We start from the raw sequence: 15322 nt of genomic DNA on the forward strand, positions 1-15322 counted from the left end.
GGTCGTCTACCAGCCCGACGACCACATCACCGGGGAACGGCTGGAAGAACTCACCAGGCGGATCACCGCGGGCCACGTCGACGGGCCTGCGAAGGTGCGACACCTGCGGTCGCTGTCCTGAATCCGCTCCTCGACTCCTGCCGTGCGATCACGGCGGCAGGCAGCAGGTGCACCCGGTCCGCCGCTCTCAGGCGTGTCCGGTCAGGGCGTCCGCCCCGTCAGCGCGAGCAGCCGCGTCTGCGGGTCGGCGGCGTCCGGGACGGCCACGGCCGGTCCGAACAGCCCGGCCGCCCGCCACTCCTCGGCGTTCGGCGAGACGTGCTCCAGCACCGCCCTGGCCAGGCCGGGGTTGATCCGCTCGTCCGCGCCGACGGCTCGGGCGAGGTCCCACGAGTGCACGGCCAGGTCGGTCGTCATCTGCCAGCCGTACTCCACGGCGGTGCTCTTGCCGCTGCTCAGGTGCACCGGCCGCTGGAGCGCCTTCGGCGTGATCCACGCCTCGCGCGCGGCGGCGGCGGCGAGCACCCAGGAGTGCAGCGGGTCGCTCCCGAGGTTGTCGTGGTCGAACCGGTCGCCGACCTGCTCGACCGTGCACCCGGCCAGCAGTTCGGGTGCCCACAGCTGCTCCTGGACCAGGTGGCCCACGAGGTCTCTGACCGACCACTTCTCGCACGGCGTGCCGAGCGCCCAGTGTTCCGGACGCACCCGCCGCACCCGTCGGTCGAACTCGGTGATGGCCAGCCCGTGTGCCTCGATCAGATCCACGTGACGAGTGCACCAAAGGATTTCGGGGTACGCACCTCGAAGAAGTGGCCTGGGCCACATGGTGGACCGCCGGTTTCGGCCGGTGCACCCGTACGGCCTAATCTGCGTGGTCGGCACGTCGACGTGCCGACACGACGTGAGGAGATGAGCTTTGAGCGCCACCAGCGCGGCCGAGGCACCGCGGCGCGGGTTCCTCGGACACCCCAGAGGACTGAGCACGCTCTTCTTCACGGAGCTCTGGGAGCGGTTCTCCTACTACGGCATGAAGGCGATCCTCGCCTACTACCTGTACTACTCGGTGTCCGAGGGCGGGCTGGGCGTCGACAAGGGCGCCGCGCTGTCGCTCGTCGCCATCTACGGCTCGTCGGTGTACATGTCCGGCGTCGCGGGCGGGTGGCTCGCAGACCGCGTGCTCGGCAGCCAGCGGGCCGTGCTGCACGGCGGCGTGCTGATCATGCTCGGGCACGTCGCGCTCGCGGTGCCGATCGGTCTGGCGGGCGTCTACCTCGGCCTGGTCCTGATCGTGCTCGGCACCGGGCTGCTGAAGCCGAACGTGTCGAACATCGTCGGCGACCTCTACGGCGAGCACGACCCGAGGCGGGACGCGGGTTTCTCGATCTTCTACACGGGCGTCAACCTCGGCGCGTTCATCGCCCCGCTGGTCTGCGGCTTCCTCGGCCAGCAGGTCAACTGGCACCTCGGGTTCGGCGCCGCCGCCGTCGGCATGGCGTTCGGCCTCGTGCAGTACCAGGTGGGCCGCAAGCACCTCGGCGAGGCGAGCGACCGCCCCGCCAACCCGCTGCCCGACGCCGACCGCGCCCGCGTCCTGGGTCGGATCACCGCGGTCTCGCTCGGCGTGGTCGCCGTGCTCGGGGTGCTGATCGCGACGGGCCTGCTGTCCGGCGAGGGCGTCGTCAACCTGCTCAGCGTCGTGTCCGTCGTCCTGCCGGTCGTCTACTTCACCGTGATGATGCGCAGCCCCAGGACCACCCCGGTCGAGCGCACCCGGCTCGTCGCCTACATCCCGCTGTTCATCGCCGCGGTCATCTTCTGGCTGCTCTACGAGCAGGCCGCCACGGTGATCGCGGCCTTCGCCGACACGAGCGTCCGGAACAGCATCTTCGGCATCGAGTTCCCGCCGTCGTTCTTCCAGTCGATCAACCCGGTGATGATCATCGTGTTCGCGCCGCTGTTCGCGCTGCTGTGGATGAGGCTGGGCACGCGGCAGCCCGCGACGCCGCGCAAGTTCAGCGGCGGTCTGCTGTTCGTCGGGCTCTCGTTCCTCGTCGCGATGGCGGCGAGCCAGGCGGGCGGACCGGACGACGAGGTGTCGCCCCTGTGGCTCGTGCTGGTGTTCTTCGTGATGACCTGCGGTGAGCTGCTCCTGTCCCCGGTCGGCCTCTCGGTGACCACCAAACTGGCCCCGCGCGCGTTCGCGGCGCAGACGATGGGCCTGTTCTTCCTGTCCAGCGCCGCGGGCCAGGGCATCGGGGCGCAGGTGGTGAAGCTCTACAGCGACGACGCGGCGGTGGCGTACTTCGGGATCCTCGGCGCGGTCGCCATGGGGCTCGGCGTGCTGCTGCTCGTGTTCTCACCGAAGATCAGGGAACTGATGCGCGGCGTCGACTGAGGCGGGGAAGAAATCGCGGAGGCCCGCCGCGGCGGCGGTGCGGCGGGTCGTCCGCTTCACTCCAGAATGCCCTACTCCGTGGAGCGCCGAGCCTTTATCGCCCTGAACGGGTGGGTGACGTCAATTCTTGTCGACGGCGAGTGATCGCTGTGGCACTCCCACGTTCACCGGGAAGTGCAGAGCACCCCTGATGGTGGGGGAGGGGCGTCGGGACATCGGCCCCGCCGCCCGCAGTCCGGGGAACCGGCGGAACAGCCCGCGCACCGCCGCGGCGGCCTCCATGCGGGCCAGGTTCGCGCCGAGGCAGTAGTGGATGCCCGACGAGAACGCCAGGTGCTTGCCGAGGTCCTCGCGGTCGGGGTCGAACCGGTGCGGGTCGGTGAACACCTTCGGGTCGCGGTTCGCCGCCGCCAGGATCATCATCACCGGCTGCCCGGCGGACATCCGCCGCCCCAGGAGTTCCACCGGCTCCAGCGGCACGCGCGCGACGTACTGCACCGGCGGGTCCCACCGCAGCGCCTCCTCGACCACGCGGTCGGCGTAGGACGGGTCGGCCAGCAGCTTCTCCCGCACCCCTGGGTGCCCGAGGACGGCGTTGGCCGCCGTGCCGATGAGGTTCACCGTCGTCTCGAAACCCGCCACGAGCAGCAGTTCGGTGGTGGCGATCAGGTCGTCCAGCGCGAGGTCGTCGTGCGCGACCAGTTCGCTGACGATGTCGTCGCCCGGCTCGCGCCTGCGGTGCTCGACCAGCCCGCCGAGGAACTCGTCGAACTCGCGCAGCGTGTCCTGGAGCAGCCGCAGCTCCCGCGTGTCCCGCACGCCGTCGATGGAGCTGACCAGCGCCGTGCCCCAGCGGATGAAGCTCTCGTGGTCGCTCGACGGCACGCCGAGCAGGTCGGCGATCACCTGGACCGGCACGCGCTTGGCGAAGTCGTCGACCAGGTCGAACGTGCCCTTCGCCTCCGCGCGGTCGAGGAAGTCCTCGATGACGCGCTCGATCGCGGGCATCTGCTGCCGCAGCGCGCGGGGCGTGAACCAGCCGCCGACGTACTTGCGCAGCCGCGTGTGGTCGGGCGGGTTGCGCATGAGGAACGAGGTCTTCAACGGGTTCACCAGCACGCGGCCGTCCGCGGTGTAGGCCGTCTCGTCGATCATCGACATGTCCGACGGCGAGAGGATGCCCCACCGGGGGTCGCGCAGCACCTCGCTCGCGATGGAGTGCTCGGCCGTCATCAGCAGCCCGAGCCTGGTGGGCACCAGTTCACCCTTGGCGCGCACCGATTCGTACAGCGGGTACGGGTCCTTCTTGGAGGACTTCCGGAACAGCTTCGCGCCCGGATCGCCCAGCGCGCCGTAGACGGCCACCATCCCGCGCCCCAGTGCGAGGATCGCGGTGTTCTTCAGTTGAGACGGCATGCGTCCACGGTGACGCCAACGCGAAGAGTGTTCAAGTACCTCGGCGCGCGGGTTCCCGCCGAGCCGCCTCCCGGACCTGGAACACCTTCCGCACGCCGTCGGGGATCGCGGTGTGCCGCAGTTCCAGCGTGCCGACGGCGACGTACCGGTTCCACCCGGTCGCGACGGGAACGCCGTCCACGTCGACGTCGAAGCCGAGCGTCACCGACGTGGTGCCCATCGACCTCACCCGCACGCCGATCTTGAGCAGGTCGTCGAACCGCGCCGAGCCGGTGAGGCGCAGGGACGCCTCCTCGACGACGAACTCGACGCCGGTGCGCTCCAGCTCCTTGTAGGAGCCCAGCAGCGAGCGCAGGGTCTCGACCATCGCGGCCTCGAAGAAGACGGGGTACCGGGAGCTGTGCACCACACCCCGGTGGTCGCAGTCGGCCGGGCGCACCCGCACCCGGTGGACGTGGGCAGGGCGAGCAGGAGCCATGACTCGGATACTGGCCGATCCCCACCCGTTGGCCAAGCACGGTTCCGTCACGGTCGGTGTCCGTCCGGTCGCGGTGCTTGACGACGGTGGCTCAGCCGCGCAAGACTCTCGGCTACTAAGAAGATTGGTGGACAAGAGGTGATCGTGGTGACCCAGCCGGTGCTCCGGGTGTCGGACCAGGAGCGGGAACAGGCCGTCGTGGTGCTGAACCAGGCCGTCGCCGAAGGGCGGCTGACGTGGGAGGAGCACTTCGACCGCGTCCAGGCCGTCTACGCCGCGCAGGTCTCCACCGATCTCGCCCCGGTGCTCGCCGACCTCGCCGTGACCGCCGCGCCGCAACGGGTCCACGCCGTGGCCAGCAAGATCCACAGCGCTCCGGTGTCCCGGCGCGTCGAGGCGCGGGCGACGTTCGGCGCCGTCGTGCTCGACCTGTCCGGCCTGCCCGCGGGGGAGCGGGTCGAGGTCGAGGCGTCGTCGTTCTGCGGCAAGGTCACCGTGCTGGTGTCCGAGGCGGCCGTGGTGCTCGACGGCGGCACGGCCCGGTTCGGCAAGCGCGCCCTGCCCGGCGCGCCGACGGCGGCGGGCGGCCCGGTCATCACCGTCACCGGCAGGTCCACGCTCGGCAACCTCAGGGTCGTGCGCCCCGACTCGCACTGGGCGCGGTACGCCGTGAACTAGCCGCGAACCCCAGGACGGCGGCGGCGACCTGCGTCGCCGCCGCCAGCAGGAACACCGCCGCCGGGTCGTGCAGCCCGCCGCCGACGGCAGCGCCCACGGCGAACGCGCCGATCTTCAGGCTGGCCCCGGTGGTCGACACCTGGCCGAGCAGCGTCGGCGGGGTGTACCGCTGGCGGGCGGTGATGATCGACGTCAGCGTCGGCCCCTGCGCGAGCCCCACGAGCACGCCGAGGCCCAGCAGCACCCCGAAGCCCGGCGCGAGCGGCCACGTCGCCAGCGCCACCCCGGACGCCGCCACCGTCGCGAACACCACCTGCTCCGGCCTCCAGCGGGGCAGGTGGCGGCGCAGCGACAGCAGGCTCACCACGCACCCGACCTCCATCGCCGCCCACACGAACCCGGCCGCGCCCCCTGGGTGCCCGAGCGCCGCGACGTGCACCGGGAGCGCGGTCGCCAGCAGTCCGATCGCGCCGTGGCCGAGGACCGTGGCCAGGGTCGCGCCGCGCAGCGGGGGCGTGGTCACCAGGTGCCGCGTCCCGTCGCGCACCGCCCGCCGCAGCGGCGGGTGCTCGACGGCCTCGTGCGGCGGCACCCCCAGCCCCAGCGCGCACAGCCCCGCCACGAGCGCCAGGACGCCGATGACCACCACCGGGCCGTCCCCGCCGACCACGGCGGCCAGCACCCCCGTCAGCGCGGGTCCGCCGAGCGCGGCGGCGTTGAACAGCAGCGCGTCCGCCGCCGTCGCGCGCGGCAGGTCGGTGGCCAGCCTCGGCAGCAGGCTGGTGAAGCCGCCGCTGGTCATCGGCAGCGTGATCCCGGCCAGGAACGCGAGCCCCAGCACCACGGCCGACGGCGCCCCGCCTGCCGCCACGAGCAGCGCGGCCGTCGTCGCGGCGAGCAGGAACTGGTTGCCCGCCAACGCGATCAGCGGCCTGCGGGTGCGGTCCAGCCACGCGCCGAGCAGCGGGCCGGACACGATCGACGGCACCGTGTACGCGGCCACCGCGGCACCCGCCAGCACCTGGCTGCCGGTGCGCGCCAACACGAACAGCACCAGCGCGAGCCCCACCATCTCGTCCGCCAACCGGGCCAGGCCGGCGGACAGCAGGTACACGCGCACCCGATCACCCTAGTGCGGCGCTGATCACGGACGGTCGAAGCGCTTAGCCATTTCGAGTACGTACCGCACCTGAGCGGTGACTTCACGTGTACCGCGTTTTACGGTGATCACATGACTGAGTACACCGACGAGGAACGCCAGACGCTCCGCATCGCGGTCTACGGTGCGGCACTGCTGGTGTCCAACGCCGATCCGGGTTCCATGGAGGTGGAGGGTTCCGCGAGCGCCAAGGCGATCAAGGAGCTTTCCCCGGAGTTGCAGGAAGCGCTCGGGACCGAGTTCCCCAAGCTCCCCAGGGGTCCCGTCTCGCAGATCGAGGACGCGGTGCTGTCCGCGCTGAGCGAGTCGATGGCGATCCTCAGGGCGAAGGCGCCCAGGGTCGGCCGCACGTTCCCGTCGGCGGTGGTGTCGGTGTGCGACGCGGCGGCGTCGGCCGACGGCAGCGTGTCGCGGGTCGAGAGCGCGGCCATCACCAAGGTCAAGGCCGCGCTCGCGGTCTGAGCCGGTCAGGGGGTGCGTCGCCTGCGGCGCACCGTCTCCTCCACCAGGTCGAGCACCGGCCCGAGGTCGTCGGCGGGCAGGCCCATCGCGAGGTGGGAGACGAGGCCTTCGAGCACGAGTTCGAGGAAGCTGGTGAGGACGTCGACGTCCACGTCGTCGCGCAGGTTCCCCGCTTCCCGCTGGCGCAGCAGGCGTTCACGGGTCGCGCGGGTGAGCTGCGACGAGCGCTCCGCCCAGCGGGCGCGGAACTCCGGGTCGGTGCGGAGTCGTCGCGACACCTCCAGGCGGGTGCCGAGCCAGTCGGCCGGGTGGTCCTCCGTGGACGGTTCCTGGACCATCAGGAGGTCCCGCATCACCTGCACGAGCCCCTGCGCCGCCACCACGTCCGCCATCCGGAGCGCGTCGTCCTCCGCCAGGGCGAGGAACAGCGACTCCTTGTCCCGGAAGTGGTGGAAGATCGCCCCGCGGGACAGGCCGGTAGCCTCCTCCAGCCGCCTCACCGTCGCGCCCTCGTAGCCGTAGCGCGCGAAGCAGGCGCGTGCTCCGTCGAGGATCTGGCGGCGACGGGCGTCGAGATGGTCCTGGCTGACCCTGGGCATCTCGCGATGGTCCCAGCACCGACTGCGGAAATCCAATCCGTACGTACGGATTGTGACGCTGCGGCCCCGCCCATCCACGTGATCCTTTGGGGTGGATTAGCGGCGTCGAAGTCGAACACCCAGGTCAGACCGCAATATCGTCACCAACCGTGGATGCACCTGGAGACTTTCGGCCGTCAGCCGCCCGCACGCGTGAGCCGGGCGACGAGGCGCGGGCCGTCCGGACGCGGCGCTGGCTGGACCCGGCCGCGCTCGCCGAGGGGCTCGGCTGGTCGACGGCCGCGCCGTCGACGCCGGGGGCGGGCTCCAGGGGCGCGGCCGTGGTCGACCTCATCGGACTGATCGGCTCCTGCCGGGGCGACGGGGCGTCGCTGGACCGCACCCCCACCACCGCGGGCGAGCCGGGGTACACCGTCCGGACCCGCCTCGACGGCGTCCGGGCGCTGGTCGCCGACGAGCGCAGGGCCGCGGCCGTGGTGGCCTACGAGGCGATGCGCGTCCCCGGTCTCCTCCAGACCGGGGACTACGCACGGGCGATCACCCGGTCCGGCGGCGAGTCCGCCGAACCGGCGGTGAGCGCCCGGACGGAGCGCCAGGAGGTCCTGCGGGGATCCGGGCCGCCGCGGGCGAGGTTCTTCCTCCACGAGGCCGCGCTGCACAACGGGGTCGGCGACCGGCGGGTCATGGCCGCCCAACTGCTGCGACTCGTCCTGCTGGGCGAGCGGGACCACGTCGAGATCCGGCTGGTGCCGTTCCGGGTCGGCAACCGGGACTGGATGACCAACCCCTTCCGGCTCGTGGAGTTCGAGGACGGCGAGCCGGTGGTCCACGCGGCGGGCCTCACCTTCAGCGTCCGGTCCGGGCGTCCCGACGTGGTCGAGCGGCACCTGCGCGTGATCGGCGACCTGCACCGCCTGGCGCTGGACGCGGGGGAGTCGCGGTCGGAGTTCGTCCGCTGGGCCGACCACTACGAGCGGTCGCGGGCCTGACCCGCGCGAGTGCGGTGGACGGCGTTCCCGGCTCCCGCGGGAGGAGCGCTAACGTCGAGCACGTGGAGGATCGGGTTCGTGCTGCGCTGTCCGGCCTGCCCGGTGTGGCCCTGGCGCTCGGCGGGTCGAGGGCTCGGGGCAACGCGAGCCCGGACTCCGACTACGACATCGGCCTGTACTACGAGTCGCCGCCGGACTTCGACGCGATCCTCGCCGCGGTGGCCGGGCTCGGCGAGGTCATCGGCTTCGGCCGGTACGGCGAGTGGGGTCCGTGGATCAACGGCGGCGTCTGGGCCGGGGTCGACGGCGTCAAGGTCGACGTCCTGCTGCGCGACGCCCGCCGGGTCCGCGAGGTGGTCCTGGAGTGCGCGGCGGGCAGACCGGAGATCCACCACCAGGTCGGCCACCCGCACGGGTTCGTCACGGCGATCTACGCGGGCGAGGTGGCGCAGTGCGTGCCGCTGCACGACCCGCACGGGCTGCTCGCCGACCTGCGCGCGCTGACCGACCCGTACCCCGAGCCGCTGGCCGAGGCGTTGATCAGCCGGTTCGGCTGGGAGGTCGACTTCGCCCTGGACACGGCCGAGTCGGCGGCCGGGCGGGGCGACACCGCCTACGTGACGGGCTGCGTCTACCGGGCCGTCGCGTGCCTCACGCAGGTGCTGTTCGCGCGGGAGCGGCGCTACCTGACCAACGAGAAGGGGTCGGTGCGGCTGGCGGGCGAGTTCGCACCGGGCTACCCGGAGGCCGTCGAGCGGGCGCTGGGTCACCTCGCGGGCGACCTGCCCGCCGCGCTGCGCTCGACGCGCGCGCTCGCCCGCGACCACCTACGGTGAAAGCAACCGCTTTCCATCAGCCTGGTGCAGACCATTGACACGCGAGGGGGCGACTGGTGTGATCCGAACAGTAAGGAAAGTTTCCTTACTTTAACGAGGATTCCTCAACCGTCGCCGCGGACGTCCCACCCCTGCTCGCGGGAGGCACTCAAGTGGTACCGAGGAACAGCGGGCGGCCCCGTGCCGCGTGCGCCATGACCGCAGCCGCGGCGACAGCGTTGGCCGCGGTGTCCCTGCCGGGGGTGGCCTCGGCCGCGCCCACCCGCTACGAGGCCGAGAACGCCGCGCTGTCGCGGGCCGTGGTGGAGTCGAACCACGCGGGCTTCTCCGGCTCCGGGTTCGTGAACCCGGACAACACCGTCGGCAGCTCGGTCGAGTTCACCGCGACGGCCGCGCAGGCCGGTCCGGCGACGCTCACCATCCGCTACGCCAACGGCACCGCGGACAACCGGCCCGCGGACGTCTCCGTGAACGGCGAGGTCGTCCAGGACGACCTGGCGTTCCCGGCGACCGGTGCGTGGACGACGTGGGCGAACCTGACGACCACGGCCCAGCTCGCGCCCGGCGCGAACAAGATCCGCATCACCTCCGCGGGCGCGACCGGCGCCGCGAACGTCGACCACCTCGACGTGGACGCCGCGGGCGTGCCCGCCTCCGACCACGAGTCCGAGCGGGCGACCATCTCGCAGGGCGTCGTCGAGTCGAACTGGGCGGGCTTCTCCGGCACCGGGTTCGTCAACTACGACAACGTGGTCGGCAGCTCGGTCGAGTACACCGCGACGGTCGTCCAGGCGGGCGCGCACGTGCTGACCTTCCGCTACGCCAACGGAACCGCGGTCGACCGGCCCCTGGCGATCAGCGCGAACGGCGGTGCCGCGACGACCGTGGCGTTCCCGCCGACCGGCGCGTGGACGACGTGGCGGACCGCCGAGGTGACCCTGCCCCTGGTCGCCGGGGTGAACGAGGTCAGGACCGCGTCCACCACCGCGGACGGCGGCCCGAACGCGGACAGGCTCGGCATCCGCTTCAGCGGCCCGGCCGACACCGAGAGGCCGCAGCCGCCCTCGGGCCTGCGCTCGACCGGCAAGTCCGCGACCACCGTGTCGCTGGCCTGGAGCGCGGGCAGCGACAACGTCGGCGTGACCGGTTACGACGTGTACCAGCACGGCCAGCTCGTCACCAGCGTCGGCAACGTCCTCCAGGCCACCGCGACCGGTCTGGTCCCGGACACCGAGTACGACTGGACGGTCTTCTCCAAGGACGCGGCGGGCAACGTCTCCGCGGCCGGCGACAACCTCCTCGTGCGGACGGACCCGGCGCCCCCGGACACCGTGGCGCCGACCGCGCCGGGAACCCTGCGCACGACCGGGAAGTCGGCCACGAGCGTCGACCTGGCGTGGACCGCGTCGACCGACGACGTCGGTGTGACCGGGTACGAGGTCTTCCGCGACGGCGTGCGGACCGGCACGGCGGACGGCACCGCGACCAGCACCACGTCGGCGGGGCTGACGGCGGGCACGGAGTACGCGTTCACCGTCAGGGCGCGCGACGCCCAGGGCAACCTCTCCGGCTCCAGCAACGAGATCAGGGCGACCCCGAGCGCGGGCGGTCCCACCGGGACACCGGACCCCGGCGCGGTCAGCACCCTCGCGAGCGGTGTCGACGTGGCGTGGGGCGTGGTGTTCCTGCCGGACGGCTCCGCGCTGTTCAGCGAGCGCGAGACGTTCACGGTCACCAGGTTGACCAAGAGCGGGCAGAAGACGTCGGCGGGCCGGATCTCCCAGGCGGTGGGGACGAACGGCGAGGGCGGCCTGCTCGGCCTGGAGGTCTCGCCGACCTTCGCCACCGACCACTGGCTGTACGTCTACCACACGGCGGCCGAGGGCAACCGCGTCGTGCGGATCAAGTACGAGAACGGCGCGCTGGTGCAGAACACGTACCAGATCCTGTTGCAGGGCATGGCGAAGAACCGCTACCACAACGGCGGACGCCTGCGCTTCGGTCCGGACGGCAAGCTCTACATCTCCTCCGGTGACGCGCAGAACAGCGCCAACGCGCAGAACAACGGCTCGCTCAACGGGAAGGTCCTGCGCATCAACCCCGACGGCTCGATCCCGTCGGACAACCCGTTCGGCAACGCCGTGTGGAGCAAGGGCCACCGCAACCCGCAGGGCCTGGACTTCGACTCGCAGGGCCGCCTGTGGGAGGCCGAGTTCGGCAACACCAGCCAGGACGAGGTCAACCTGATCACCAAGGGCGGCAACTACGGCTGGCCCAACTGCGAGGGCACCGGCGGCTCGTGCGCCGGGTTCACCGCGCCCAAGAAGGTCTGGGCGACCAGCGCGGCCTCGCCCAGCGGTCTGACGATCGTCAACGACCACGTCTTCGTGGCCACCACGGTCGGCCAGCGCGTCTACCGCATGACCATCGACGGCGGTGGCGACCTCGTCGACCAGAAGACGTACTTCCAGGGCACCTACGACCGGCTGCGCACGGTCGAGGTCGACCCCGACGGCGACGTCTGGCTGACCACCACGACCGACAAGGACGGTGTGCCGGACAACGACCGCGTGCTGCTGGTCGACATCGTCTACGCGGGTGGGCGGAACGGGGCCACGACCGCCCGCTGACCACCGCTCGACGCGCTCGACGCGCTCGACGCGCTCGACGCGGTGGACGGGTGGGGTGCTCCTGTTCCGGGAGCACCCCACCGGTCCATGGAGGACGGTCCACGTGGACCGCTCGTCAGGCCAGGGAGACCGCGATCTCCTCCAGCAGGTCGAGGCCCTTCTGCATCCCCGACTCCATCCCGGAGTCGATGTGGGCGTCCCGCCCCTCCCTCGTCCGGTGCTCCACCAGGACCCTCAGGGTGGTCCGGCCGCCCTCCTCCTCGAAGTCGTACGTGCACAGCGCGGCGTTCTCGTCCGGGTCGGGGATGCCCTCGTAGGCCTCCGTGCACACGAGCCGCTCGTTCGCCACGACCTCGCGGTACTCGCCGTGGAACGCGACCTCGTACCCCTCGGGCGTCACGAGCGCGTACCGCCACGCGCCGCCGACGCGCAGGTCCACCTCGGCCACGGTCACCTCGCCGTGCCCGCCGCTCCACCAGCGCTTGATCAGCTCCGGCTCGGTCCAGGCCCGGAACACCAGGTGCCTGGGCGCGTTGAACTCGCGCGTGATCAGGATCCGCGTGTCGCTGGGGAGCGTGACCACCGCGGTGCCCGTCGTCGTTCCCGTCATCGTTCGTCCTCCTCGGACTTGAGTTCTTCCAGCACGTCGTCGAGCGCCGCGAAGCGCTCCTCCCACGAGCGCTCGTAGTTCTTGACCCAGTCGTGGATGGGTTTGAGCGGAGCCGCGTTGAGGCGGTACAGCCGCTGCCGTCCGGAGTCGCGCACCTCCACCAGGCCCACCTCCCTGAGCACCCGCAGGTGTTTGGACACCAGCGGCTGCGCCAGGCCGAGCAGGTCGACGAGGTCGTTGACCGCGCGTTCGCCGCGGGCGAGCAGGTCGAGGATCTGCCGCCTGCGGGGCTCCGCGACCGCGTTGAAGGCGTCCGCCGTGGTGGGTGCTCGTGCCATGGGACAAAACATATACCCATATGGGGATATGTCAAGGGGGGAATGAACGAGGGGTGTCCCGTCGTCCCTGATCCGTGAGGTGTCCGCCCTTTTGCGACGCGTGCGGCTGTCGGTGCTGCCGTGTAGCGTCGAAAACCGACGAATGATCACGGGGAGTGTCGGAAGTGACTGCTGTGCGTAACGTCTCGGCTCCGGGGCCCGGCCCCGAGGTGTTCCGGGACCGTGCGGAGGCCGAGGCGTACGTCGCGTCGGTGTGCTTCAAGCACGGGCCACCACGCCTGTTCGGCGTCGAAATCGAATGGACCGTCCACCACCGAGAAGACCCGACCCGACAGCTCGACGCGGCCGTCCTCGCCGCGGCGCTGGGGCGGCACGCACCACCCACCCTCGTCCCGGACAGCCCGCAGCGGCCACTGCCCAGCGGCACCCCGCTCACCGTCGAACCCGGTGGGCAGGTCGAGATCTCCACCCCACCGCGCGGTTCGCTCACGGAACTGCTGAAGACCGTGGGGGAGGACGTCACCCAACTCCGAGCACTCCTCGCCTCCGCCGACCTGGTGCTGGGCGGCCGGGGCGCCGACCCGTTCCGCCCGCCGACGCGGATGCTGCGCGTGCCGAGGTACGCGGCCATGGAGCACGCCTTCAGCTCGATCGGCCCCGAGGGCATCACGATGATGTGCAGCACGGCCGGGCTCCAGGTGTGCCTGGACTTCGGGCTGCGGGAGCACCTGAACGCGCGCTGGGCCGCCGTGCACGCGCTCGGCCCGGTGCTGAACGCCCTGTTCGCGAACTCGCCCGGTGTGAACGGGCGGAGACCGGACTGGGCGTCTGCGCGGATGCGCACGCTGTACGGCACGGACCCGGTGCGCACGAGACCCGCCGCGGCGAGCTGCGCCGACCCGGCCGGGGCGTGGGCCCGGCGGGTCCTGGACACGCCGGTGATCGTGGTCCGCCGCCCCGGCCCGGATTGGATCCCCCCGCACCGGGCGACCTTCGCGGAGTGGATCGACGGCGCGTTCGACCGCGCCCCCACCCGCGCCGACCTGGACTACCACCTGTCGCTCCAGTTCCCGCCGGTCCGGCCGCGCGGGTACATGGAGGTGCGCTACCTCGACACCCCGCCGGAAGGGCGGTGGATCCCCCCGGTGGTGCTGATGGCCGCCCTGTTCAGCGCTCCGTCCGTCGTGGACGAGGTGCTGGCCGCGACGGAACCCGCCGCGGGCCGGTGGCTGTCGGCCGCCCGCCACGGGCTCGCCGACCCGCTCGTGGGCGAGGCCGCCCGCGCCGTGGTCGACATCGGCTGCCGGGCGCTGGAGCGCACCGACCTGTCCATCGGGCAGAACGCCGCCGTCGCCGAGGAACTGCACCGCACACTCGCCGAGAAGTCCGGAGGGGCCACGCCATGACCAGCATCGACGACCTCGGCACCGACCGCCTCCGCGAGCACGTGGCCGCGCAGCTCGAACGGTCGCGCGCCCGCAGCACCGCGTTGACCGACGCGGTGGACGAGCACGACCTCGTGCGGCAGCACTCGAAGCTGATGTCCCCGCTGGTGTGGGACTTCGCGCACATCGGCAACCAGGAAGAGCTGTGGCTCGTGCGCGACGTCGGCGGCCGGGAACCGGTGCGCAGCGACATCGACGAGCTGTACGACGCGTTCAAGCACTCCCGCGCCTCCCGCCCCGAGCTGCCGCTGCTCACCCCCGCCGAGGCCAGGCAGTACGTCGGCGAGGTGCGGAACAAGGTGTTCGACGTGCTGGAGACGGCGAGGTTCGAGGGGCGCAGGCTGCTCGACGGCGGGTTCGCGTTCGGCATGATCGTGCAGCACGAGCAGCAGCACGACGAGACGATGCTGGCCACGCACCAGCTCCGCGTCGGAGCCCCGGTGCTGGACGCGCCACCGCCGCCACCCGGCTCCCCGCTGCCCGCCGAGGAGGTCCTGGTGCCCGGTGGCCACTTCACCATGGGCACGTCGACCGAGGCGTGGGCGCTGGACAACGAGCGGCCCGCGCACCAGGCGCGCACCGACCCGTTCTTCATCGACACCGCACCCGTCACGAACGCCCGGTACGCGGAGTTCATCGACGCGGGCGGGTACTCCGACGAGCGCTGGTGGAGCGAGGCGGGCTGGGCGCACGTGCGGCACGCGAAGCTGGTCGCGCCCCGGTTCTGGGAGCGGGTCGGCTCGGAGTGGTACCGCGACCGGTTCGGCGTCGTCGCGCCGGTCGTGCCGGACGAGCCCGTGGTGCACGTGAGCTTCCACGAGGCCGAGGCGTACGCGAGGTGGGTGGGCAAGCGCCTCCCGACCGAGGTCGAGTGGGAGAAGGCCGCCCGCTTCGACCCGGCGACCGGCCGTTCGCGCCGCTACCCGTGGGGCGACGAGGAGCCGACCGAGCGGCACGCCAACCTGGGCCAGCGGCACCTCCAGCCCGCGCCCGTCGGCGCGTACCCGGCCGGGGCGTCGCCGCTGGGCGTGCACCAGCTCATCGGCGACGTGTGGGAGTGGACCAGTTCCGACTTCCACGGCTACGCCGGGTTCGAGGTGTTCCCGTACGCCGAGTACTCCCAGGTCTTCTTCGGCCCGGAGTACAAGGTGCTGCGCGGCGGCTCGTTCGGCGCCGACCCGGCGGCGGTGCGGTCGACGTTCCGCAACTGGGACTACCCGATCCGGCGGCAGATCTTCGCCGGGTTCCGATGTGCGCGCGACGCGGAGGCGGCCGAGCTGAGCTGAC

The 15322-nt window shown here is 71.9% G+C and carries 15 protein-coding genes; 8 read left to right on the plus strand and 7 right to left on the minus strand.

Translation table 11 applies throughout. The features are described from left to right. Positions 1 to 201 precede the first annotated feature (201 nt). On the minus strand, positions 202 to 765 hold the full coding sequence (locus AC156L_RS32290; RefSeq protein WP_330882318.1) for a TIGR03086 family metal-binding protein: 564 nt from the start codon (positions 763 to 765) through the stop codon (positions 202 to 204). A 151-nt stretch (positions 766 to 916) separates the two neighbouring features. On the opposite strand from AC156L_RS32290, the gene AC156L_RS32295 reads away from it, so the two are divergent. Continuing rightward, positions 917 to 2395: a peptide MFS transporter gene (locus AC156L_RS32295; RefSeq protein WP_330882320.1), complete on the plus strand. Its 1479-nt coding sequence runs from the start codon at positions 917 to 919 to the stop codon at positions 2393 to 2395. Positions 2396 to 2515: 120 nt separating this feature from the next. Here AC156L_RS32295 and AC156L_RS32300 read toward each other — a convergent pair whose 3' ends face one another. Both AC156L_RS32300 and AC156L_RS32305 read right to left on the minus strand, forming a co-directional pair. After that, positions 2516 to 3811 (minus strand): cytochrome P450, encoded by a 1296-nt coding sequence (locus tag AC156L_RS32300; protein ID WP_330882322.1) that lies wholly within the window; start codon positions 3809 to 3811, stop codon positions 2516 to 2518. A 31-nt stretch (positions 3812 to 3842) separates the two neighbouring features. After that, positions 3843 to 4289: an acyl-CoA thioesterase gene (locus tag AC156L_RS32305; protein ID WP_330882324.1), complete on the minus strand. Its 447-nt coding sequence runs from the start codon at positions 4287 to 4289 to the stop codon at positions 3843 to 3845. A 147-nt stretch (positions 4290 to 4436) separates the two neighbouring features. Between AC156L_RS32305 and AC156L_RS32310 the strand changes: the two genes are divergently transcribed. Next, entirely contained in the window at positions 4437 to 4967 is a 531-nt protein-coding gene (locus tag AC156L_RS32310) for a DUF1707 SHOCT-like domain-containing protein (protein WP_330882326.1), read from the plus strand. Here the strand turns inward: AC156L_RS32310 and AC156L_RS32315 are convergent. Continuing rightward, positions 4918 to 6087: an MFS transporter gene (locus AC156L_RS32315; RefSeq protein ID WP_330882328.1), complete on the minus strand. Its 1170-nt coding sequence runs from the start codon at positions 6085 to 6087 to the stop codon at positions 4918 to 4920. The genes AC156L_RS32310 and AC156L_RS32315 overlap by 50 nt on opposite strands. Before the next feature lie 111 nt (positions 6088 to 6198). Here AC156L_RS32315 and AC156L_RS32320 point away from each other — a divergent pair, with 111 nt between their 5' ends. Beyond that, on the plus strand, positions 6199 to 6588 hold the full coding sequence (locus AC156L_RS32320; protein WP_330882330.1) for a hypothetical protein: 390 nt from the start codon (positions 6199 to 6201) through the stop codon (positions 6586 to 6588). 5 nt (positions 6589 to 6593) lie between these two features. Here AC156L_RS32320 and AC156L_RS32325 read toward each other — a convergent pair whose 3' ends face one another. After that, positions 6594 to 7187, minus strand: a complete 594-nt coding sequence (locus AC156L_RS32325) for a TetR/AcrR family transcriptional regulator (protein WP_330882332.1) — start codon at positions 7185 to 7187, stop codon at positions 6594 to 6596. A 149-nt stretch (positions 7188 to 7336) separates the two neighbouring features. On the opposite strand from AC156L_RS32325, the gene AC156L_RS32330 reads away from it, so the two are divergent. The 3 genes from AC156L_RS32330 (at position 7337) to AC156L_RS32340 (ending at position 11642) form a co-directional block, all read left to right on the plus strand. After that, entirely contained in the window at positions 7337 to 8176 is an 840-nt protein-coding gene (locus AC156L_RS32330) for a DUF5753 domain-containing protein (RefSeq protein WP_330882334.1), read from the plus strand. Between the two features lie 62 nt (positions 8177 to 8238). Continuing rightward, positions 8239 to 9012 (plus strand): nucleotidyltransferase domain-containing protein, encoded by a 774-nt coding sequence (locus tag AC156L_RS32335; RefSeq protein WP_330882336.1) that lies wholly within the window; start codon positions 8239 to 8241, stop codon positions 9010 to 9012. A 194-nt stretch (positions 9013 to 9206) separates the two neighbouring features. After that, entirely contained in the window at positions 9207 to 11642 is a 2436-nt protein-coding gene (locus tag AC156L_RS32340; protein ID WP_330882338.1) for a PQQ-dependent sugar dehydrogenase, read from the plus strand. Positions 11643 to 11757: 115 nt separating this feature from the next. On the opposite strand, the gene AC156L_RS32345 is transcribed toward AC156L_RS32340, so the two are convergent. Beyond that, positions 11758 to 12252, minus strand: coding sequence for an SRPBCC family protein (locus AC156L_RS32345; RefSeq protein ID WP_330882340.1), 495 nt, complete (start codon positions 12250 to 12252; stop codon positions 11758 to 11760). Continuing rightward, a complete protein-coding gene (locus AC156L_RS32350; RefSeq protein ID WP_330882342.1) occupies positions 12249 to 12590 on the minus strand; it encodes an ArsR/SmtB family transcription factor in 342 nt (113 codons plus the stop codon). The genes AC156L_RS32345 and AC156L_RS32350 overlap by 4 nt, the downstream gene beginning before the upstream one ends. A 164-nt stretch (positions 12591 to 12754) precedes the next feature. Here AC156L_RS32350 and AC156L_RS32355 point away from each other — a divergent pair, with 164 nt between their 5' ends. Continuing rightward, positions 12755 to 13996 (plus strand): glutamate-cysteine ligase family protein, encoded by a 1242-nt coding sequence (locus AC156L_RS32355; protein ID WP_330882344.1) that lies wholly within the window; start codon positions 12755 to 12757, stop codon positions 13994 to 13996. Continuing rightward, entirely contained in the window at positions 13993 to 15321 is a 1329-nt protein-coding gene (gene egtB / locus AC156L_RS32360) for an ergothioneine biosynthesis protein EgtB (RefSeq protein ID WP_330882346.1), read from the plus strand. The genes AC156L_RS32355 and egtB overlap by 4 nt, the downstream gene beginning before the upstream one ends. The last annotated feature ends 1 nt before the right edge of the window (position 15322 follow it).

This window comes from Umezawaea sp., assembly GCF_057122925.1.